This window comes from Pseudoalteromonas sp. Angola-30, assembly GCF_028599215.1.
In the GTDB taxonomy this organism is placed as follows: domain Bacteria; phylum Pseudomonadota; class Gammaproteobacteria; order Enterobacterales; family Alteromonadaceae; genus Pseudoalteromonas; species Pseudoalteromonas atlantica.
This window is the reverse complement of record NZ_JAQREI010000004.1, coordinates 117,064-136,540: the sequence shown is the minus strand read 5'-3', so window position 1 is coordinate 136,540 and position 19,477 is coordinate 117,064. Positions and strand designations below refer to the sequence as shown.

Genomic DNA, 19,477 nt, shown 5'->3' with positions numbered 1-19,477 from the left:
ACGCTAAAGGAACTATTAGTTATGTCGTCTTTTTTTAAAAATGGCTTGAGCTTAAAAACGCAAGTTTATGGATTAATTATAGTCATTTCATTAATTTCATTTTGTGTTCGGGTACTTACCGATGTAGATACCACTCGCCAGTATTTACAAACGCAAATGGGCAGCCATGCCCAAGACACCGCCACAAGTTTAGGGCTTTCTATTTCCCCCTACCTTGAAGAAGACAGCATAATGATTGCTCAAACAATGGCAACGGCCATTTTTGACTCCGGTTATTATAAGCAAATAAAGTTTACTAATGCCCAAGCTGAGGTGATTTTCGAACTTGTAAACCCTAAGCGTGTTGAATCGGTACCTAATTGGTTTATAAGTGCAGTTAAACTAAACGCACCAAGTAGACAGTCCGAGCTAAACAATGGTTGGATCATGGCAGGTACGCTTGAAGTAACAAGCCATGTTGGGCAATCGTATCTAACCCTTTGGGAACATACTAAACGCAGCTTTTATGGGTCGTTTTTGTTATTAATAGCGTCACTGGCTATTGCATTTTTAATACTACGCGCGGTGTTTAAACCACTTAGAGCTGTAGAAAACCAAGCCCACCTAGTTACACGTAAACGCTTTACGCTCAACGATGAAATACCTGTCGCGCGCGAGCTGCGCACCGTTACAAAAGCAATTAATAATATGGTTATGAACCTGCAAAGTACGTTTGACTCACTTACTAAGCAAACACAAGCCCTTACCGAAGAAGTATATATAGACCCTTTGACTGGTTTGGGTAACCGAAAGTCGTTTGATAACCATTTTAACTCGGTAGTTGATTCTATAAGTGACGAGACGCCTATTACCGCAATGATGATTACCCTGCCCTCGCTTGCAAATATTAATAAAACGGTAAGTTATCAAGACGGTGATGAACACGTAAACGAAGTGGCAAACATACTCAAAACCAGGTTTGGCGAGCTTACTAATGCAAAAGTGTTTAGGTTAAATGGCAGTACTTTTATTGCCCTTGCGCCCTACGATAGTGACTTTTTGAATAGAACTCGCCTTGAAATTACTGATGCATTTAGCCAGCAAAAAAATAGTTTGCATGTTAATGGCTTTGCTAACTTTGCGTTGGTAAGTGTACAAAAAGGAATGCCCGTAGGGCGCGTATTATCAGCGTTAGATACGGGCTGCACAATTGGTGATACAAACACTAAGGTAGACAAAGACACTTTATTTAGTGTTAATCAGTGGCGCTCGCTTATTCAGTCTATTTTGGCCTCTGGCGAAGTGAGTTTTTCAGTCCAACCAGTGAAGCGTGCTAACTCACAAAATAAACAATGTTATTTTGAGGTGTTTGCTCATTTTATTTTTGAAGGAGAAAAAGTTAATAATGGGCATTTATTTGCTATGGCTGAAAAACTCAACTTAACTGAAGAGCTTGATAAAAAAATAATACGTAATTTTGTAAATGTAAAAGAACAACACCCAAACGATGTATTTGCACTTAACTTGAGTAAGGCGTCTTTGTATTCAACTGATTTTATTGAATGGCTAACGCTTTATTCACATACAAAGCCTGTTATAAAAACTAACTTGTTATTTGAACTACACGAGATTAGCTTGCTTTATAATGTTCATATTGCCTCGCAACATATAGACATAATAAAAGACATAGGCATTAATGTGTGTATTGAACATTTTGGTACTAGCCTTACCTCCTTTAGGTATTTACAAGGGCTAGATATTGAGTATGTAAAAATAGACGGTAGCTACATACAAGACTTATTAGATAACAGCCAAAGCCAATTTTTTATTCAAACAGTTAATAATATTTGCCATGGCTTTGGTATTAAAGTTTTAGCCTGTTTAATAGAAAAACCTGAAACATTAAAGGTACTTGAAAGCTTGGGCTGCGATGGTGTACAAGGCAATTTAATTATGCCGCCTTCTAAAGTCATTAAAACTAGTAATAATGGCGCAAATAAAGAGTTTACTTTTTGCACCGATACGCTAAAATTTTGTAATTAGATATTCAACCAAGGGATCAGAGATGAAATCACTTATTTTAGCTAGCTTATTTGCTGGCGCATCAGTACTTACAGTTTTACCTGCTTATGCACAAACGGACACAGATGCAGTAGTTCAAACTGAAGGCATGGCTAATTTAGTTAACGTTTTAAATAATGCCACTGCGGAAACAGCGCCTGAACAATTAAAAGCCGACTTAGTTACTGCTATAAACGGTGTATGTACCGTCTGTACCCCCGCACAAGTTGATTCTATGATGACGGTAGTTGTAGATGCAATTGGTGCAGAAAGCCCGCTAATTGCTGACTTTTTAGCTGCGCTTGTTGCTGCAGGTGTTGATAGCGATGCTGTAACGCTTGCTGCAATAACGGCTGGAGTTGATGCAACTATTGCGTCAGAAGCAACAGCAGCTGGTCCTACAGAGCCTACAGCACCAGCTGGCCCTGTAATTGTAACCTTGCCTACAACAACCGTTCCTCAAGGCGCTGGCGGTACCGGTGGTGACGCTGGTATTTCTGAAGTTGGCAACTAAATAATAATTAGTTTTATAATACAAACGCAGCCTAATGGCTGCGTTTTTACTTTAAACACTATTGTTTAACTATTAGCTCGTTTTTTTTGAGAAAGCTGTGAATCGTTTTATATTTTTTTTGCTGTGTGCAATTGTTTTTTTGCTGCCCCTTCCTTTAGGTAGCTACCGACCCTGGGCCATTATGGCAATGGGTATTTTAATTTGTATAACCTTTGTTTTTCACCTAGTTAATAGCGCTGTAAATAACCAAGCGTTGTACCCTCCTCGCTATTCTTTACCCATTATTTCTGCTTTATTATTAGTATGCGCTATGTGTACTTTGCAATTTTTTACTGTGAGTTTAGACCCCTTTCAAACAAAACAAATGCTGTTGAAAACGAGCTTTATGGTTTGCTTTTGTTGGCTTATATTTATTTATTGCAATAATAGTGAGCGTATAAAAAAGCTTATTTATACCATTATTGCAGCGGGTGTTTTTCAGGCTTTGTATGCGACTTACCTAAATCTTTCGCCTGACATGCTTAGCCCTATTTTTGGATATAGGCACACGCAACGCGCCATAGGTACGTTTACTTACTCTAACTTTTTAGCTAACTATTTAGCGCTATGTTTATGTTTGGGTATTGGTGTATTAGTGAGTGAATTAAAGCGAGGTAGTCATACAAGTGACCTTACATTTAAACAAACTTTGCGCGCCTGGACTGAGATTTTATTAAGCTCAAAAATAATTTTGCGTATATCGTTAATTATTATAATTATTGCGCTAATTTTAACGCGTAGTCGAATGGGTAATTCAGCCTTTTTTATAGCACTAATGGCTGTTAGCTTGTTGGCTTTGTTTGTTTACAATAAAAAACCTAAAGCGTTTAAGTTACTTATTATTAGCTTTTTTATAATTGATTTGATCATTATTGGTGCAATATTTGATGTAGAAAAAGTAAAGCAACGTATAAGCGAAACCAGTATTCAATCTGAAACACGTGATGAAGTAGTTCGTGATTCAATCCCGTTAATACTCGACAAGCCTTTATTGGGTTCAGGTGGCGGTACGTTTTATACAGCCTTCCCTGCGTATCAATCTGAGCCGTACTCTGGCTATTACGATAATGCTCATAACGACTATATTCAATTTACTGTAGAGCTAGGCATACCCGTAACATCAGCTTTAGGGGCGCTTATTTTATATTGCTTATGGTTATGTATTCAGACAATGAGAAAGCGCAAAACAGCGTTATTTCAGGGCGTGGCTTTTGGCTGTGCTATCGCTATTGTAGATATGCTGCTGCATTCTTCGGTAGATTATTCGCTCCAAGCAGGCGCTAACTCAATGTTGTTTATGGCTATATTATGTTTGGCGATTTTAAGTAATAAAATAGTTGTTAAGCGAGGGCGTGATTTTAAATAGCTATTTTTAAAAATATTTGCACAAAGAGGTTTAGAGACGCTCCGCTTTAGATTCGTGATAAACAAAATGCCAGGATTGGTTATATCTTCTCATTTACTACTCATTCACTTCTCTTTGTGCAATTAGCTTAAGTTACTTTTTCACAAAGAGGTCTAGAGACGCTTAGCTTTAGAGTAGTGATAAATAAGATGTCTGGATTGGTTGTGTCTTCTCATTTACTCCTCATTTTCTTCTCTTTGTGCAATTAAGGTTTTAATTCACTCAACAAATTTTTCGCGGCTTTACTGCTCTTCTAAATCAAACTCGGTGGTGTGGCCGTCGCCGTGGATTAGTTGATAACGCGCTAAATCTCCTTGCTCAAGCGTAATTAAACTAATAGCTGAGTCGCTTACTAGGTACTTTTGGCCTTCACCTTTGGTTTGGTGTTTGTCTACTTCCATGTGCCAGCGTTTGGTGAAAAAGTTAAGCGGGCTTTTGGGGCCGTACAATATTGAGTCGAGCTTATCGAGTACATTAATTAGCTTACGCGGAAATTCGTTTTTAATACCGCTGGCGGTGAGCTGCCATATTCTATTTGGGTGATCGCCAAAACGCTTTTGCACCGAAAAACAAAAAGAATAATGCACATCACCCGATAAAATAAGCGTTTCATTAGGTGTATCTGTACGCCTAAAGGTATCAAGCAGTTTTTTGGCCGAGCCTTCGTGTGCCATCCAGTTTTCTACATCAACCATAAGCGGCTGGCCGCACATATTAAACGCCGCCTGTATTGCTTCTATTGATTTAACGCCAAACACAGGCGCTGGCGATACAATAATTACTTTGCTGTGGCTCAGTAGGCTTTCTTCAAGCTCTGTTAAGCGCTCCCAATCAAGTAAGCCTGAGGGTTCATTGAAGTTACTTTCGTTACGCCAGCGGTGTGTACGGGTATCAAGCACAACTACTTTAGGCGTGGTGGTAAGTTCATAATGCCAATAGTTAAATTCGTTCAGAGGCTTATCAAAGGCTTTAAACTGCCAACTATTGTTGGCGCTACGGCTTTGTTTAAAATCATTTATAAGCGCGCCGGTTTTATGTAGCGCGTCGTTGCCCAGCCCTTGAAATAGCCAATAACTTATCAGCCCATTATTAATGATGCGTTTACTACTTGGGTTTTGATTTATAGCTTGCTCCCACCCTGCTGTTAGGTTCCAATCATCGGTAACATCGTGATCGTCAAACATCATCAAGGTAGATACATTAGCAAATAAACGCTCTACGCTATTTAAGCCTTTTGCGTAGTCAATTAACGCCTTTTTTTCGGCGTTAAAAATGGTGTTATTTTTTTCATTGCCTTGTGTGTAATGGCTATTTTTAATATCAACGCATTGCCACGCGGCGGCACTAAAGTTAAGTAAATACAGCGCTATAAATTCTTCAAAGTGAATTAAGTGATTATGCGCTTTTACGCTAGAAAAATGAGGCTCGTCTTTTTTTAGCCAGTACCCAACGCCCAATTTTGAACGTTTTTGCCATGGCGTTTTTGGTAAGTAATGATGGCGGTTAAAAAGCTGCTCATTTATATCTGCTGGTAAATTGAGCTCAAGCGGTTGCTCTTTATAAATACCCAATGCATCTATTAGCTGATGAATAGCCAGTAGCATAGGGCCGGCTACATCATCGGCGTAAACTTGGTCTCCGCTAAGCAGTAAAAGCTGTGCGCCCTGCAGCTTATTACTGCGCTGATTGTTTTGCCATTCACTTGCTGATACTAAGCTGTCTTTTGCTGGGTGATGGGCGTTGCGACACGAGCCATGTAAAATATGCGTAAGCTTATTGGCAATTGCAAATGAAGGCGCCGTTTGCCCTTCAAAGCACCATGGAGTTAAGTCAATTTTTTGCTCGTTAATATGCAGTGTATACGCTAATAACGTGTCGAGCGGAAACTGGCTATCAACGGGTTTTATAATTATAAAATGCAGGTAAAGGTATTTACCTAATGCAATCCTTTGCTGCTCGCTGTAGCTTTGTTGGTTTTCAAGTGTGATTTGGCAATTGCCAGGGCGTGAAGTAGCAAACTGTATACATATACCACTTTGCTCAGCTCGGCGCACCATAGGCCCCATTAATAAAAGTGGGAGTTGCGCCGATTGAGTAGTCATGTGTTAGCCTTTTGCTGCTAATTTAAAAAGTGAATAAAAGTTATCAGTCGTTGCTTTTGCAAGCTCGTTAAAGCTTATGCCTTTAAGCTCACTAATATAGTAGGCAACATCTTCTACATACGCAGGCTGATTTGTTTTTCCACGGTACGGCACAGGTGCTAAATAAGGCGAGTCTGTTTCGATGAGTAATCTATCGAGTGGGATTTGTTTTACAACTTCTTTAAGCTCTACGGCATTTTTAAAGGTAACAATGCCTGAAATAGAGATATAAAATCCCATATCAATCGCTTTTTTGGCCATATCCCAATCTTCGGTAAAACAATGCAGTACGCCACCGCAGTTTTCTGCTTTGTGCTCACGCATTAAGTTAATGGTATCAGCTCTGGCATCACGGGTATGAATAATCAGTGGCTTTTGTAATTCGTTTGCTACTTCAATATGGCCAACAAAACTGGCTTGTTGTACTGCATGCGTGTCTTTTGAATAATAGTAATCTAGGCCTGTTTCGCCAATCGCGACTACTTTTTCATGCGATGCTAAATCAATGAGTTGCTGTTTATTAAGGGCATCTTTTTGATCAAGCGGATGCACGCCACACGATGCCGATACATCGTCGTAATGTTTAATTTTTTCAAGCATGCTTGGAAATTGATCAAGCGTTACACTTACACACAAAAAGTGCTCTACTTGCTTTGCACGGGCGTTGTCGAGTACTTGATCTAGGTTTAAATCTAATTTGTCAAAATCAAGACGATCTAAATGGCAATGAGAATCTACAATCACTATACGGCCTGTATGGTTTTGGGTGTTAAATTATACTAACCTGCAAAATACTTAGTTATACCAATTTGCAATAATACCTAATCATTTTGCGAAGCTAAACGTGTCGCTGCCTGCGCTAAAAAACTCTCATTTACGACTGCATGGATGCAGAAAGTAGAGCAATGCAGGAGCAATTGCCGAGCATAAATAAATAGCGAATTTTTTACCTAGCTATCAACACGTTTTTCCAGCCTCAAAGTAAATCACTTAAGTAAGCGAATGGGTATTAAACGAATTGATATAAGCAAGTTAGTATTGCAGTTAACGAGAGCTAAGCGCTCGCTAACCGGCTGCTTTATGCATATCACTATTAAGCAAATGCGTTTAAAACTACATGGTATATGTAGGATTACCAGAGTTTAACATAGTGCCTAATAGCTTTTCGATTTTAGCGTTTAAATTTGTTTTATCATCTAAAAAGCTAATGCCTATACCTGGTGGGTTAGAGCTTTGTGCGCCTTGTGGTGTGATCCAGGCAACTTTACCCGTTACCACGTCATCTTCTAGCGCATCAGGTAAAGTCACTCTAAGCGCTAAAGAGTAGCCGATTTCGTAACGCATATTGGTACGTACAAATAGGCCGCCTTTTTTTAAATAAGGCATGTAGCAGCGATAAAGTTCGTCAAGGTTATCTACATCAACTAAAAGCTCTTGCATATGTATTCCTATTAAATGTTACGCAGGGCATGCGCTAAACGCGACACTGCTAGAGGTAAATTAAGCCCGAGTACCTCTGTGCTATTTTGTAAAAATTCATTTAACGCTTGCTGAGCACTTTGGTACGCGTCAAAACTTAAACCCATTATAAGCTGCTGTTTTAATTGCTCGCTTAAAAATAATGTAAAAATGCGTATTAGCTCAGGTTGTTTGTTTATAATATTTACAAGCGGACTAAAATTATGGCTTTGTTTAAACTCAGTTGCAAATTTATATAAAGTATCAATGTGTTGCAGCTGCTCTTGCGCTTGCCACTGTTTAATTAAAAGTGGTTGCGTATAAAATAAAGGCAGCCACACATAGTCACTAATATTTAAATCGGCTAACCAGGTTTTAGCCGCTTCTGGGTTTGCGACTTTAATGTCTGTTTTGGCACAGCGGCTTAAAATGGTGGCAGGTAACTGCGCAGTGTGGCTTGTGGTTAAAATTAAAAAGCGGCTATTGCTGGGCTCTTCTAAGGTTTTTAATAACGCGTTTGCTGCTGCCGTGGTCATTTTTTCGCAGTTTTCAATAATGGCCACTTTATTACCATTTTGTGCTGCAGAGTGGTTCATAAAATCGCTTATCGCACGAATATCGTCAACACCAATGCTTTGCCCTTCAACTTGCGTTAGCCGTTTATCAGGGTGGTTACCCGCAAGTGTTAATGAGCAACTTTTGCACTGCCCGCACGGGGCTAACTTGCTACCTTCACTTTGCATATGGGTATTAATATTTTGACATAATAAGCTATTAGCTAATTGCTCGCTTAGCTCAAACTTACCAACGCCTTTTGGCCCGCATAACAACTGCGCATGATGAAAACGCTGCGCTTTATAACTTTGCGCAAGCTGTTGCTCTACGTTATTAAGCCATGGCAATGCCATGTTATTTTAACCCTTCAAAAAAGGTGCGTAGTACATTGGTTATATCGCGGTGTACTTTATCAATACTTTGGTTGGCATCTACGGTTTTTATTGAGCTATCGTCATTTGCCAACTCAACATAACGCATGCGCGTGCGCTGAAAAAACTCAATGGCTTCTTGCTCAATTCTATCAAGCTCTCCACGCCCTTTAGCACGCTCAAGGCCTATTACGGGGTCTATATCTAGGTAAATAGTTAAATCAGGTTTTAACCCTTTTAATACCATAGACGACAAAGACGCTAACGTATTAGCGCTAATGCCACGCCCGCCACCTTGGTATGCTTGAGATGATAAATCGTGGCGATCTGCTAATACCCACTGCCCTTTATCAAGCGCCGGGTTAATTACATTATGCATAAGCTGCGAGCGAGCTGCGTACATAATAAGTAGTTCGGTTTCAAAGGCTATGTCTTCTTCATGCTCGGCTTTTACTAAAGTACGTAAAGACTCGGCAAGCGGTGTACCACCTGGCTCGCGTACGTTAATAAAGTCTATTTGTTTTTTATTTAAAAAGTCTTGGCATAACGAAATAGCCGTTGATTTACCTGCGCCTTCAAGGCCTTCAATAACAATAAATTTTGGTTTCATATAAAGTTTAATTCGTTTTATTTAATATATACGTTTTAACTGCCGCGTTGTGTTGCTTTAACGTGGTTGAAAATTGATGACTGCCATCGCCCTTAGCCACAAAATAAACATACTGTGTTTTAGGCGGATTAAGCGCTGCTAAAATAGCCGCTTTTGAGGGCATGGCAATGGGTGTTGGCGGCAGCCCTTTAATGCGATACGTATTATAAGGTGTGTAATCGCGTAAATCTTTTCGTTTAATGTCACCGTCAAAACTCTCTCCTAGGCCATATATTACGGTGGGATCGGTTTGTAGGCGCATATTTGCGTTTAATCTATTTATAAATACGGCGGCTATTAACGGGCGCTCACTGGCAAGGCCTGTTTCTTTTTCGATAATAGAGGCCATGATAAGTGCATCATATGCGTTTTTATACGGTAGGTTTTCTGCACGTTGTGGCCATGCTTGCTCAAGTGTTTGCTGCATTTTAACGGCCGCACGTTTTAATAAACTACTGGCAGTATCACCGCTGTGATAATGATACGTATCTGGAAACAGCCACCCTTCTAAATGGCCTTTTTCACCTACTATTTGCTGCGCCAGTTGCTCTGTATTTAAGTTATTAGTTAAATGCGGCGCACTACTAATGGCTGCTATCACTTCGCGTAAGTTTTGCCCTTCAATAATAGTAAAGCTAAAACTGATTTGCTCACCGTTGTTTATTTTTTTTATATTATTAATAACGCTTGTATTCGTTAGCTCGTACAAACCTGCTTTTAAGTCGGTTAGTGTTGGGTCAAGCTTTGCAATTACTTGGTAAAGCCAGCAGCTTTTTAACCAATTATTAGCTTGCCATTGTTTACATAGCTGGTTAAAGCCCATGCCTTTTTTAACTTCAAACTGGGTAGGCGTTGTTATATTTAGCGGGCTAGTTATTGTTGCTTGTAATTGCTGATACCCTACTAGCGTTGTAACTAAAGCTAACAATAATACCGATAAAATAACTTTTAACACTTAGCCTCCTTGGCTAATAATTCATTTAATAAACACATGCTTTGCTCAACATTAAATGTATGTTGTTCTATACGACTAACGGGCACAGCGCCCATTAAGCTATTACAAATAAATACGGCACTAGCTTGGGTTAATTCATTTAGGCTTACTTGCTTAAATTCAACCGCTAATTTATCACATAACGATTGCAGATAAACCCCTTTAATACCGCATTGCTCAAGGCTTGGCGTATATACCTTATTATCACGAATAGCAAAAATATTAGCTGCCGAGGCTTCAATCACATTGTTTTGATGATCGAGTACTAAAACATCGTCACATTGCTGTTTTGCCATGGCATTTTTAATCAGCACTTGTTCTAGTCGGTTAAGTGTTTTTAAACCGGCTAATAAAGGTTGGGCTGCTAATTTTATTGGGCTTAGGGCTAAACTCACCCCTGTTTTTGCTAATGCTGGGTAGCTTTGAGGAAACTCTAACACGGTAATTAAAATGGTTAAATGGGTGTGTTGCGGCAATCCATAGCCCCGCCCACCTTCTCCGCGGGTGATCACTATTTTAAGCACATTTAATTGGCAGCCAGTAATCGCCTTTGCAATATGTTGCTCAAGCTCAGTAAAGTTAATTGCAGGAAACGCTAAGCGCTCTGCGCATTCTACTAAACGTGCTTTATGGTACTGCCAGTGCTCTACTTGCCCTGCAATTACTTTGGCTGTGGTAAAAAAACCATCACCGTAGTTAAGGCCTCTATCGCGTGTATTAATCGCACTTGTATCATCGGTTGTTATTATTGTTTGCATATTGAATGGCTTGCATAAAAAAAGCCCAGTTAAACAACTGAGCTCTTATAATGTGGTTCGTTGTTAAAAAGGATTATACCTTTTTAAATAGCAACGAGCCATTAGTCCCACCAAAACCAAATGAGTTACACAATGCAAAATCGAGTTTTGCATCACGTGCAGTGTGGGCTATATAATCTAAGTCACAGCCTTCATCTGGGTTGTCTAGGTTAATGGTGGGCGATACTTTTTGATCAGCCAGCGATAAAATAGAAATAATAGACTCTACAGAACCCGCTGCACCTAATAGGTGGCCCATCATCGATTTAGACGAGCCTACCATTACATCTTGCGCTGCACTGCCAAAAATAGTTTTAACAGCTTGCGTTTCGGCTTTGTCGCCTGCATTAGTAGATGTACCGTGTGCGTTAATGTAACCAACTTGGTCTGCATTTACTTGTGCATCGTTTAATGCATTTTGCATAGCAAGTGCCGCACCTGCACCGTCTTCCGGTGGCGAGGTCATGTGATATGCATCACCGCTCATACCAAAGCCAACAAGCTCAGCATAAATTTTAGCGCCACGGGCTTTAGCGTGTTCATACTCTTCTACTACAACAACACCTGCACCATCAGATAGTACAAAACCATCGCGGTCTTTGTCCCACGGACGCGACGCAGCTTGTGGGTCGTCGTTACGGGTAGAAAGCGCACGTGCAGCATTAAAGCCACCCATGCCAATAGGTGTACAGGCTTTTTCTGCGCCACCGGCAACCATCGCATCGGCATCGCCGTAAGCAATCATACGCGCTGCATGGCCAATATTGTGCAGACCTGTAGTACATGCCGTCACAATAGAAATATTAGGACCACGTAAACCATGCATCATTGATAAATGGCCCGAGATCATATTAATAATGGTTGATGGCACATAAAATGGAGAAAGCTTACGTGGGCCACTGTTAAGTAGCTTTATGTGGTTTTCTTCAATTAGGGTCAATCCACCAATGCCTGAGCCTACAGCAACACCAATACGTGTTGCGTTTTGTTCAGTAACTTCAAGGCCTGAGTCTTGAAAGGCTTGAACACCCGCTGCAATGCCGTACTGAATAAATAAGTCCATTTTTTTAGTATCTTTCGCTGACATGTATGCAGTTGCATCAAAGTCATTTATGAGTCCAGCGAATTTAGTACCAAATTTTGATGTATCAAAGTGGGTTATATTTTGTATACCACTTTTACCATCTAATAAGCCTTGCCAGGTAGATTGCACATCATTACCTAGCGGCGTCAACATTCCTAAGCCAGTTACGACGACTCGACGTTTAGCCACGGTTTGCCTCCAATAAGGGATATTTAAACCAATTGATTAAAATAGTATTATTTTAGTAAGCCGTTTAACTCACTAAGTTTAAATCTATTGGCATTACAAAGGGAATTCATACCCAAGCGACCTCAAAGTGCGAGTCTCAAATTCAACTAAAGATGTGCTATTACAAATGAATGCAGTAGAGAGTAAAAGCGGGTGAATTTGAATCATGAACTTTGAGGTGGTTTGGATATATAGATTAAAGGCAGCGAATGCTGCCTTTAATATGCGATTAATTACTCAGCGTGAGCTGATACGTAATCGATTGCAGATTGTACTGTAGTGATCTTTTCAGCTTCTTCATCTGGGATCTCAGTATCAAACTCTTCTTCAAGAGCCATAACTAGTTCAACAGTATCAAGAGAATCTGCACCTAGGTCGTCTACGAAAGAAGCTTCGTTTTTAACTTCTTCTTCTTTAACACCTAGCTGTTCGATGATAATTTTTTTTACGCGTTCTTGGATATCGCTCATTCTTCTTTCCTTTATTAAAAACGCCAATGCGTTATTTTCAGATTGCGGCGTAGTTTACGCCGCATAATTCTCTGATTCAATGATTTGACCATAAATAATTGTCTGGTCAAACCTCTGAGTGTTTGTTTTGTCTTTTATCGCTTATTTTCACAGCGATTTCAAGTATGTTTAAAGCAAGAACATAAAAATTTCAATGTTTTTGAGGTCACTTACTTAAGTTATTTTTAGCATTTACTTTTAACAATGGCGGTTAAACCATGTACATCGCGCCATTTACATGCAAAGTCTCGCCAGATACATACGCAGCCGCGTCAGATGCTAAATAACACACTGCCGCTGCTATTTCATCAGGCTGACCTAACCGACCTGCTGGTACATTAGCAAGGGTGGCCGCTTTTTGATCTTCTGTTAGCTCATCGGTCATATCAGTTTGAATAAAACCAGGGGCTACTACATTTACTGTAATGCCGCGCGATGCAACTTCGCGTGCAAGCGATTTAGAAAAGCCAATGACACCCGCTTTAGCCGCCGCGTAGTTAGCTTGCCCTGCATTACCCATAGTGCCCACAACTGAGCCAATATTAATAATACGGCCGTTCTTTTTCTTCATCATTGGGCGTAATACCGCTTTAGATAAACGGAAGATAGAGCTTAAGTTGGTGTCGATAATATCGTCCCACTCACCGTCTTTCATACGCATTAATAAATTATCACGGGTAATACCTGCGTTATTTACAAGTACGTCAACATCGCCTAAGTCGGCTTTTATTGCTGCTAATGTAGCCTCAATCGATGCAGGATCGGTTACGTTTAAAGCATAACCCTTACCGTTATCACCTAAGTAATCGCTAATTTTAGCCGCGCCTGACTCACTCGTAGCAGTACCTGCTACTTTTGCGCCTTGCGCTACTAAAGTGTTTGCAATTGCTTTACCAATACCACGGCTTGCGCCAGTAATTAGGACAACTTTGCCCTCTAATGAAAATAAATTAGTCATTTTATATTCTCTTATTTTGCAGCGTCGATAGCAGCAGCGTCATTTACTGAGCCACATACCATTGCTTTGTCAATTCGTTTTGCAAGGCCAGTTAATACTTTACCTGGGCCAAATTCGTAGCTTTGCGTAATGCCTTGAGCAACTAAAGCCTGTACTGTTTCTGTCCAACGAACTGGGCTGTATAGTTGACGTACCAATGCATCTTTAATTGCATCAGCCGAGCTTTGTGCTTTTACATCAACATTATTAATTACATCACACTTAGGTGTATTAAATGTTAAAGCGGCTAAATCGTTGGCAAGTTTTTCCGCAGCTGGTTTCATTAGTTCACAATGTGAAGGCACGCTTACACTCAGTGGTAAGGCACGTTTTGCGCCGGCATCTTTACACGCTTGTGAAGCTCTATCAACAGCAGCTTTATGCCCTGCAATAACAACTTGCCCTGGTGAGTTATAATTTACCGGTGAAACAACCTCGCCTTGTGCAGACTCTTCACATGCTGTTTTTATTTGCTCATCGCCTAAACCAATAATGGCAGCCATAGAGCCTACGCCCGCAGGCACAGCTTCTTGCATGTATAAGCCACGGTTTTCAACAAGTTTTACCGCTTCACCTAGGCTAATAACCTCACTACATACCAATGCAGAGTATTCACCTAAGCTGTGACCAGCCATAACCACATCCACATCTGGGTTTGCAGCTAACCAGTGGCGGTAAATTGCCACGCTTGCTGTTAATAAAGCAGGTTGAGTGCGGTGAGTTTGATTAAGTTCTTCTTCTGGGCCATTTAGTACAAGCGCTGCTAAATCGTAGCCAAGTGCGCTTGACGCTTCGCTAAAGGTTGCTTTTACAATGTCAGAGCTCTCTAGTAGCTCGCTTAACATGCCAACGCTTTGTGAGCCCTGACCAGGAAATAGAAGTGCAATTTTTTGTGCCATACTTTGCTCTTTTTAATTAAACAAAAATTTAGTGTAACTACGGCACCTAAACGTTATTCGGCCGCCGAGTTTTTAGAATGTGTTTTTTCGAAAATAGCGGCTATTTTATCTGGAAGTTGACGTTCAACCTCTTTTACCGCTTCATCGATTGCTGCTTGAAATGCTTTTGCTGATGCATTTCCATGGCTTTTAACGACAATACCGCGCAATCCTACCAGAGAAGCGCCGTTATACTGGTCGGGGTTCACCCGATTATAGAGTTTTTTTATGATAGGACTTAAAATAAACGCCATGCATTTGTAAATTAAGTGCTTTTCTAGGGCGCTTGTAAACTTTTTCATGATCAGTTTAGCAATGCCTTCGCAGGTTTTTAATGCAACGTTTCCGACAAACCCTTCACACACAATGACATCGGCTTTCCCCGAAAAAATATCACTGCCTTCACTGTAACCCGTGTAATTAATATAAGGGCTTTGCTGCATAAGCTGCGCTGCTTGCTTTATGCCTTCATGGCCTTTTATGTCTTCAGAGCCAATATTAAGTAAACTCACTTTAGGGTTGTCGCAGCCAAGAGCTTGGCCTGCTACTACCGAGCCCATAATGCCAAATTGATAAAGTATTTCTGAATCACAATGCACATTAGCGCCTAAATCAAGCAGATAAACTGGATTTTTTCGCTCTGTAGGAACGGCCGATATTAATGCGGGGCGTTTAACGCCAGGCAGCATTTTTAATACGTAATGAGCCATAAAAAATAAAGCGCCGGTGTTACCCGAGCTTACACAGGCTTGTGCTTCACCCGATTTAACTAAATCAAGGGCGACACGCATAGAGGAGTCTTTTTTAGAACGCACAGCTAAAGCGGGTTCGCAGGCATTAGTGACAACTTCGCTGCAATGGCGAATAATTAAACGTGGGTGTGAAAGTGAATCGAGGGATTCTAATTGATTAGTAATTACTTGCTCGTTGCCACATAAAATGAGTGTTAAATTGGCATGAGCATTTACTGCGCAAACGGCAGCGGGGATAGATGAACGGGGGCCATAATCGCCCCCCATCATATCTAACGCTATGGTTAGATTAGTCAGCATAAAGCAATCTCTTAGTTAGAAATTACTTGAACGCCTTTGTAGTAACCGTCAGCAGTTACATGGTGACGACGATGAGTCTCACCTGAAGTTTGGTCAACTGTTAAAGTTGGACCGTTGATCGCATCGTGTGAACGGCGCATGCCGCGTCTTGCACGAGACTTTTTGCTTTTTTGTACAGCCATTAGTCTTCTCCTAAGAATCTTTCTTAAGTTGTTTCAAAATATCAAATGGATTTGGTTTATCATCTTCCGCCTTTAGTACACCAAAGCTAGCAGGCTTTGATGAGTAATTGCACGAAGCTTCGTTGTGTGTAGGCACTAATGGCACTGCTAAAATTAGCTCGTCTTCGATTAACTCAAACACGTTAATTTCACCGTTTTCATCAAGCGCTACTTCATCGTAGACTTCAGGAAGATCATCTGACTCAGCATCCAAACCAACAGGCGAATACATAAAGTCTTGATCCAAATCCAACCCTAAATCATCATTACAACGCTGACAAGTTACAGTTACGTGTGTAGACAAATTGCCACTAATCACAACTAAACCTTGCTCATCGGTTTTGCACTGAATTTTTACCGCTATTTCACCTACTTCTTCCTGTACAACACCTCGTAAACGAGCAAGTTTTTCAAGCGGTACAATACCATCGTAAGTTAAACGGTGTTGCGCTGCTTTCCCAGGATGAAGAGTGATGGGAATTTTTACCTTTTGCATAGGGGCTGCATCATATAGATAGTTAATTGGTTAGTCAAAGCAAAAAAGCATTTTTACATGGTTTTTCACGTGTTTTCATTACGGATCTGATTTATCCTAACTCAAACTAATTTTAATTAGGATAATAATTTATGAAGCACCCGCTTATATTAGCGTCAAGCTCGCCATTTAGGCAGTCTTTATTGCAAAAATTTAATCTGCCATTTAGTACTTTTTCGCCTGATATTGACGAAACCGCCATACCAAACGAACTCCCTGAGCAACTTGTTAAGCGCCTAAGCGAGCGCAAAGCGCGTGCCGCTTGCGATCATTTTGTTAAAGGCCTTGCAATCGGCTCCGACCAAGTGGCCGTATTTGATGGGCAAATACTTGGTAAACCTCATAATAAAGAAAACGCCATAAAGCAGCTTTCTTTGTTTAGCGGCCAAACTGTCACGTTTTTAACAGGCCTGTGTGTTTACGATATTGCTAGCGATAAAGCAAAAACGTTAATAGAGCCTTTTGAGGTAGTATTTAGAACACTCACCAAAGAGCAAATAGAAGCCTACTGCGATGCAGAGCAGCCTTATAACTGTGCTGGGAGCTTTAAAAGTGAAGGGTTAGGGATTTGCTTATTTGAAAAATTAAACGGAGACGATCCTAATAGCTTAATAGGCTTGCCTCTTATTAAACTCAGCCAGCTATTGGCTGAGTTTAATCTCGACATACTCGCCGCTCAACCTTAGCCAAGTAGCATGCGTTGCAGCTGCTGATAATTATCAACGGTTGCAATGGGGCTAAACTCACTTAACTGCACTGCACTGTGTACGCCCATGGTAACGCCAATTCTATCTATGTTGGCTGCCTGTGCCATGGCCATATCTATTTTGGTATCCCCAATCATGAGTGCTTCGTCGGCATTTATTGCTAATTCAGCTAATAGTTGTTCAAGCATATCGGGGGAAGGTTTAGAGCGTGCTTCATTACTTGTGCGCGTGGCACTAAAGTAATGCCCTAACTGAGTTTGCTCTAATAAACGCATTAAACCATCACGCCCTTTACCGGTGGCAATCGCTAAAATAACCCCTTGTGCTTTTAACGCACTTAGTACATTTTCTACATTATCAAATACAGGAGTGGCAGTCGTATCAACACGGTATTGCTGTTTATAGCCGTTAATTAATGCGGGATGGTGCGCTACGTCCTCAGGAAATAGCACCTCAATAGCAAGTTCAAGCGACATACCAATAATATTTTTAATTGCAGTGTCGCTCGGCGGCTCAATATTAAGCGCCAGCGCACTGTGACGAATACAATTAACAATTTTGCTAATTGAGTCCATTACAGTGCCATCCCAATCAAAAATAACCAGTTTATATTTTTTTAATACAGCGGTGGCCATTACGCTTTAGCATCTCTTAATTTTAAAATACAACTTTTAAGTGCGTTATCAAGCGGCGCCTCTACGCGCATGGTAGTTTCGTTTTTAGGGTGATAAAAACTTAAATCGTGGGCGTGTAAAAATAAGCGGTTTAAGCCTATTTTGCGCATTGATACATCAAACCCTTGGTCGCCGTATTTATCATCGCATGCAATAGGGTGGCCTTTACACTGTGTATGAACACGAATTTGGTGAGTACGCCCAGTCACAGGTGAGGCTTGTACTAACGAGCACTCGTTAAAACGCTCAAGTACTCTAAAGCGAGTATGTGAAGGTTTACCTTCGTTATTATCTACACGCACCACGCGCTCGCCCGACTTAAGGGTGTTTTTACGCAGCCCTTCAGTTACATTTTTAACCGACGAATCCCACTGCCCTGTTACCAACGCCCAGTAATTTTTTTCCATTGTTTTTTCACGCAGCTGCTCATGCAATGCGGTAAGTACCGAGCGACGCTTTGAAATTAGTAAACACCCCGATGTGTCTCTATCAAGCCTATGTACTAGCTCTAAACTGCGCTCATCTGGGCGTAATACGCGTAGTGCTTCTATTAAACCGTAGCTTAAACCACTACCGCCATGTACAGCCATGCCCGAGGGCTTGTTAATTACAATAAGGTATTTATCTTCAAAGAGTATTGCGTCTTCTAATTGCTTCACTTTATCAAGCTTTTTAGGCACAAACTCTTCGCGCTCTGCTACTTTAATTGGCGGAATACGCACTACATCATCAAGCTGTAATTTGTAAACTGGCTTAATACGCTTTTTATTAACGCGTACCTCGCCTTTGCGTAAAATTTTATAAACAGCGCTTTTAGGCACCCCTTTTAAATGGGTAATAAGAAAGTTATCAATACGCTGACCTAAATGGTCTTCGTTGATTGTGACAAAAGTTACTTGTAAGCCGGTTTTTTCTGACATTGCCTAATCACTGATTTAAGTAAAATAATTTAGTTGCTAACACGGTTATAATAGTGGGATAATCAGCAGCGCAAATATTTAGTATTTGCAAATAACAACGGTGCTTTTTAACACATTAAAACATTCGTGATGCACATTCTGGGTAGCCGATCATACAGATCCGAGTTAAGTTTTCCAAAGCTTTTATGCCTACTCAGTTAACACGTGCGATCAACTAACAGTAATGCGCGTAATATATTACTGGTTAAGTTTGAACATGAATTTACATTTAATGTAAAAATAAAAGCAATGAACAAATAATTTGTTTGATAGTGACGACGTAAAAACGTTGTTCAGCATTTGCTCACACGTAGTACCGTATAGCAGCTTATTTAGAACTAAAAATCTAGCAAATAAGCGTTTATTAACATTCGGCAGCGAACTTTGCTCGCAAGTACTTAGAAAATACTCATCGTATTTAAGTTACTTAACGAGCCCTACGCGCCTAACATAAACGTACTAAAAAGATTGATATGACAGGCCAACTTCTGGGTAAAACTTGTAAAGAGCATAAGAGCCGACAGTTTTAGCACCATAAAGAATTTAATAACGTAAGCGTACGTTATTGTTAGCCAGCATTTAAAAAATACTGCATACACATTACAGAGCG

Annotated in this window: 20 protein-coding genes; 4 read left to right on the top strand and 16 right to left on the bottom strand. The window is 40.4% G+C overall.

The window, feature by feature from the left end; all coding sequences use genetic code 11:
* The first annotated feature begins 21 nt into the window (after positions 1-21).
* The 3 genes from PSH54_RS07735 (at position 22) to PSH54_RS07725 (ending at position 3,959) form a co-directional block, all read left to right on the top strand.
* Positions 22-2,022 carry a bifunctional diguanylate cyclase/phosphodiesterase gene (locus tag PSH54_RS07735; RefSeq protein ID WP_273605854.1) on the top strand — a complete coding sequence of 667 codons (2,001 nt, stop codon included), beginning with the start codon at positions 22-24 and terminating at the stop codon, positions 2,020-2,022.
* A 22-nt stretch (positions 2,023-2,044) separates the two neighbouring features.
* On the top strand, positions 2,045-2,554 hold the full coding sequence (locus PSH54_RS07730; protein ID WP_273605853.1) for a hypothetical protein: 510 nt from the start codon (positions 2,045-2,047) through the stop codon (positions 2,552-2,554).
* Positions 2,555-2,651: 97 nt separating this feature from the next.
* A complete protein-coding gene (locus tag PSH54_RS07725; protein WP_273605852.1) occupies positions 2,652-3,959 on the top strand; it encodes an O-antigen ligase family protein in 1,308 nt (435 codons plus the stop codon).
* 281 nt (positions 3,960-4,240) lie between these two features.
* On the opposite strand, the gene PSH54_RS07720 is transcribed toward PSH54_RS07725, so the two are convergent.
* The 14 genes from PSH54_RS07720 to yceD form a co-directional block, all read right to left on the bottom strand.
* Entirely contained in the window at positions 4,241-6,100 is a 1,860-nt protein-coding gene (locus tag PSH54_RS07720; RefSeq protein WP_273605851.1) for an alkaline phosphatase D family protein, read from the bottom strand.
* A gap of 3 nt (positions 6,101-6,103) precedes the next feature.
* Positions 6,104-6,883, bottom strand: coding sequence for a TatD family hydrolase (locus PSH54_RS07715; RefSeq protein ID WP_029773701.1), 780 nt, complete (start codon positions 6,881-6,883; stop codon positions 6,104-6,106).
* Positions 6,884-7,252: 369 nt separating this feature from the next.
* Entirely contained in the window at positions 7,253-7,579 is a 327-nt protein-coding gene (locus tag PSH54_RS07710; RefSeq protein ID WP_004587696.1) for a PilZ domain-containing protein, read from the bottom strand.
* An 11-nt stretch (positions 7,580-7,590) separates the two neighbouring features.
* Positions 7,591-8,505: a DNA polymerase III subunit gene (locus tag PSH54_RS07705; RefSeq protein WP_273605850.1), complete on the bottom strand. Its 915-nt coding sequence runs from the start codon at positions 8,503-8,505 to the stop codon at positions 7,591-7,593.
* A gap of 1 nt (position 8,506) precedes the next feature.
* Positions 8,507-9,133 carry a dTMP kinase gene (gene tmk / locus PSH54_RS07700; RefSeq protein ID WP_264389675.1) on the bottom strand — a complete coding sequence of 209 codons (627 nt, stop codon included), beginning with the start codon at positions 9,131-9,133 and terminating at the stop codon, positions 8,507-8,509.
* Between the two features lie 7 nt (positions 9,134-9,140).
* Positions 9,141-10,127, bottom strand: a complete 987-nt coding sequence (gene mltG, locus PSH54_RS07695; RefSeq protein WP_273605849.1) for an endolytic transglycosylase MltG — start codon at positions 10,125-10,127, stop codon at positions 9,141-9,143.
* Complete coding sequence (pabC, locus tag PSH54_RS07690) at positions 10,121-10,924, bottom strand: aminodeoxychorismate lyase (RefSeq protein ID WP_273605848.1); 804 nt, start codon at positions 10,922-10,924, stop codon at positions 10,121-10,123. Before pabC ends, mltG begins: the two co-directional genes overlap by 7 nt.
* Before the next feature lie 73 nt (positions 10,925-10,997).
* Positions 10,998-12,236 carry a beta-ketoacyl-ACP synthase II gene (gene fabF / locus PSH54_RS07685; RefSeq protein WP_004587691.1) on the bottom strand — a complete coding sequence of 413 codons (1,239 nt, stop codon included), beginning with the start codon at positions 12,234-12,236 and terminating at the stop codon, positions 10,998-11,000.
* Positions 12,237-12,508: 272 nt separating this feature from the next.
* Entirely contained in the window at positions 12,509-12,745 is a 237-nt protein-coding gene (acpP, locus tag PSH54_RS07680) for an acyl carrier protein (protein WP_004587690.1), read from the bottom strand.
* A 250-nt stretch (positions 12,746-12,995) separates the two neighbouring features.
* Positions 12,996-13,742, bottom strand: coding sequence for a 3-oxoacyl-ACP reductase FabG (gene fabG / locus PSH54_RS07675; RefSeq protein ID WP_004587689.1), 747 nt, complete (start codon positions 13,740-13,742; stop codon positions 12,996-12,998).
* An 11-nt stretch (positions 13,743-13,753) separates the two neighbouring features.
* The gene (gene fabD / locus PSH54_RS07670; RefSeq protein ID WP_054982359.1) at positions 13,754-14,680 is read right to left on the bottom strand and encodes an ACP S-malonyltransferase; all 927 of its coding nucleotides are present in this window, start codon (positions 14,678-14,680) and stop codon (positions 13,754-13,756) included.
* A gap of 53 nt (positions 14,681-14,733) precedes the next feature.
* Positions 14,734-15,771: a phosphate acyltransferase PlsX gene (plsX, locus tag PSH54_RS07665; protein ID WP_004587687.1), complete on the bottom strand. Its 1,038-nt coding sequence runs from the start codon at positions 15,769-15,771 to the stop codon at positions 14,734-14,736.
* An 11-nt stretch (positions 15,772-15,782) separates the two neighbouring features.
* Positions 15,783-15,953, bottom strand: a complete 171-nt coding sequence (rpmF, locus tag PSH54_RS07660) for a 50S ribosomal protein L32 (protein WP_004587686.1) — start codon at positions 15,951-15,953, stop codon at positions 15,783-15,785.
* A 10-nt stretch (positions 15,954-15,963) separates the two neighbouring features.
* Positions 15,964-16,488: a 23S rRNA accumulation protein YceD gene (gene yceD, locus PSH54_RS07655; RefSeq protein WP_004587685.1), complete on the bottom strand. Its 525-nt coding sequence runs from the start codon at positions 16,486-16,488 to the stop codon at positions 15,964-15,966.
* Positions 16,489-16,619: 131 nt separating this feature from the next.
* Between yceD and PSH54_RS07650 the strand changes: the two genes are divergently transcribed.
* Entirely contained in the window at positions 16,620-17,213 is a 594-nt protein-coding gene (locus tag PSH54_RS07650; RefSeq protein ID WP_273605847.1) for a Maf family protein, read from the top strand.
* On the opposite strand, the gene PSH54_RS07645 is transcribed toward PSH54_RS07650, so the two are convergent.
* Together PSH54_RS07645 and rluC are read right to left on the bottom strand one after the other, a co-directional pair.
* Positions 17,210-17,869, bottom strand: coding sequence for an HAD-IA family hydrolase (locus PSH54_RS07645; RefSeq protein ID WP_273605846.1), 660 nt, complete (start codon positions 17,867-17,869; stop codon positions 17,210-17,212). The genes PSH54_RS07650 and PSH54_RS07645 overlap by 4 nt on opposite strands.
* Positions 17,869-18,828, bottom strand: a complete 960-nt coding sequence (gene rluC, locus PSH54_RS07640) for a 23S rRNA pseudouridine(955/2504/2580) synthase RluC (RefSeq protein ID WP_004587682.1) — start codon at positions 18,826-18,828, stop codon at positions 17,869-17,871. The genes PSH54_RS07645 and rluC overlap by 1 nt, the downstream gene beginning before the upstream one ends.
* Positions 18,829-19,477 lie beyond the last annotated feature (649 nt).

Coding starts and splice junctions, on each gene's coding strand:
- PSH54_RS07735 (WP_273605854.1), top strand. CDS start 22: ATGTCGTCTTTTTTTAAAAATGGCTTGAGCTTAAAAACGCAAGTTTAT.
- PSH54_RS07730 (WP_273605853.1), top strand. CDS start 2,045: ATGAAATCACTTATTTTAGCTAGCTTATTTGCTGGCGCATCAGTACTT.
- PSH54_RS07720 (WP_273605851.1), bottom strand. CDS start 6,100: ATGACTACTCAATCGGCGCAACTCCCACTTTTATTAATGGGGCCTATG.
- PSH54_RS07710 (WP_004587696.1), bottom strand. CDS start 7,579: ATGCAAGAGCTTTTAGTTGATGTAGATAACCTTGACGAACTTTATCGC.
- PSH54_RS07705 (WP_273605850.1), bottom strand. CDS start 8,505: ATGGCATTGCCATGGCTTAATAACGTAGAGCAACAGCTTGCGCAAAGT.
- tmk (WP_264389675.1), bottom strand. CDS start 9,133: ATGAAACCAAAATTTATTGTTATTGAAGGCCTTGAAGGCGCAGGTAAA.
- pabC (WP_273605848.1), bottom strand. CDS start 10,924: ATGCAAACAATAATAACAACCGATGATACAAGTGCGATTAATACACGC.
- acpP (WP_004587690.1), bottom strand. CDS start 12,745: ATGAGCGATATCCAAGAACGCGTAAAAAAAATTATCATCGAACAGCTA.
- fabG (WP_004587689.1), bottom strand. CDS start 13,742: ATGACTAATTTATTTTCATTAGAGGGCAAAGTTGTCCTAATTACTGGC.
- fabD (WP_054982359.1), bottom strand. CDS start 14,680: ATGGCACAAAAAATTGCACTTCTATTTCCTGGTCAGGGCTCACAAAGC.
- plsX (WP_004587687.1), bottom strand. CDS start 15,771: ATGCTGACTAATCTAACCATAGCGTTAGATATGATGGGGGGCGATTAT.
- rpmF (WP_004587686.1), bottom strand. CDS start 15,953: ATGGCTGTACAAAAAAGCAAAAAGTCTCGTGCAAGACGCGGCATGCGC.
- yceD (WP_004587685.1), bottom strand. CDS start 16,488: ATGCAAAAGGTAAAAATTCCCATCACTCTTCATCCTGGGAAAGCAGCG.
- PSH54_RS07650 (WP_273605847.1), top strand. CDS start 16,620: ATGAAGCACCCGCTTATATTAGCGTCAAGCTCGCCATTTAGGCAGTCT.
- PSH54_RS07645 (WP_273605846.1), bottom strand. CDS start 17,869: ATGGCCACCGCTGTATTAAAAAAATATAAACTGGTTATTTTTGATTGG.
- rluC (WP_004587682.1), bottom strand. CDS start 18,828: ATGTCAGAAAAAACCGGCTTACAAGTAACTTTTGTCACAATCAACGAA.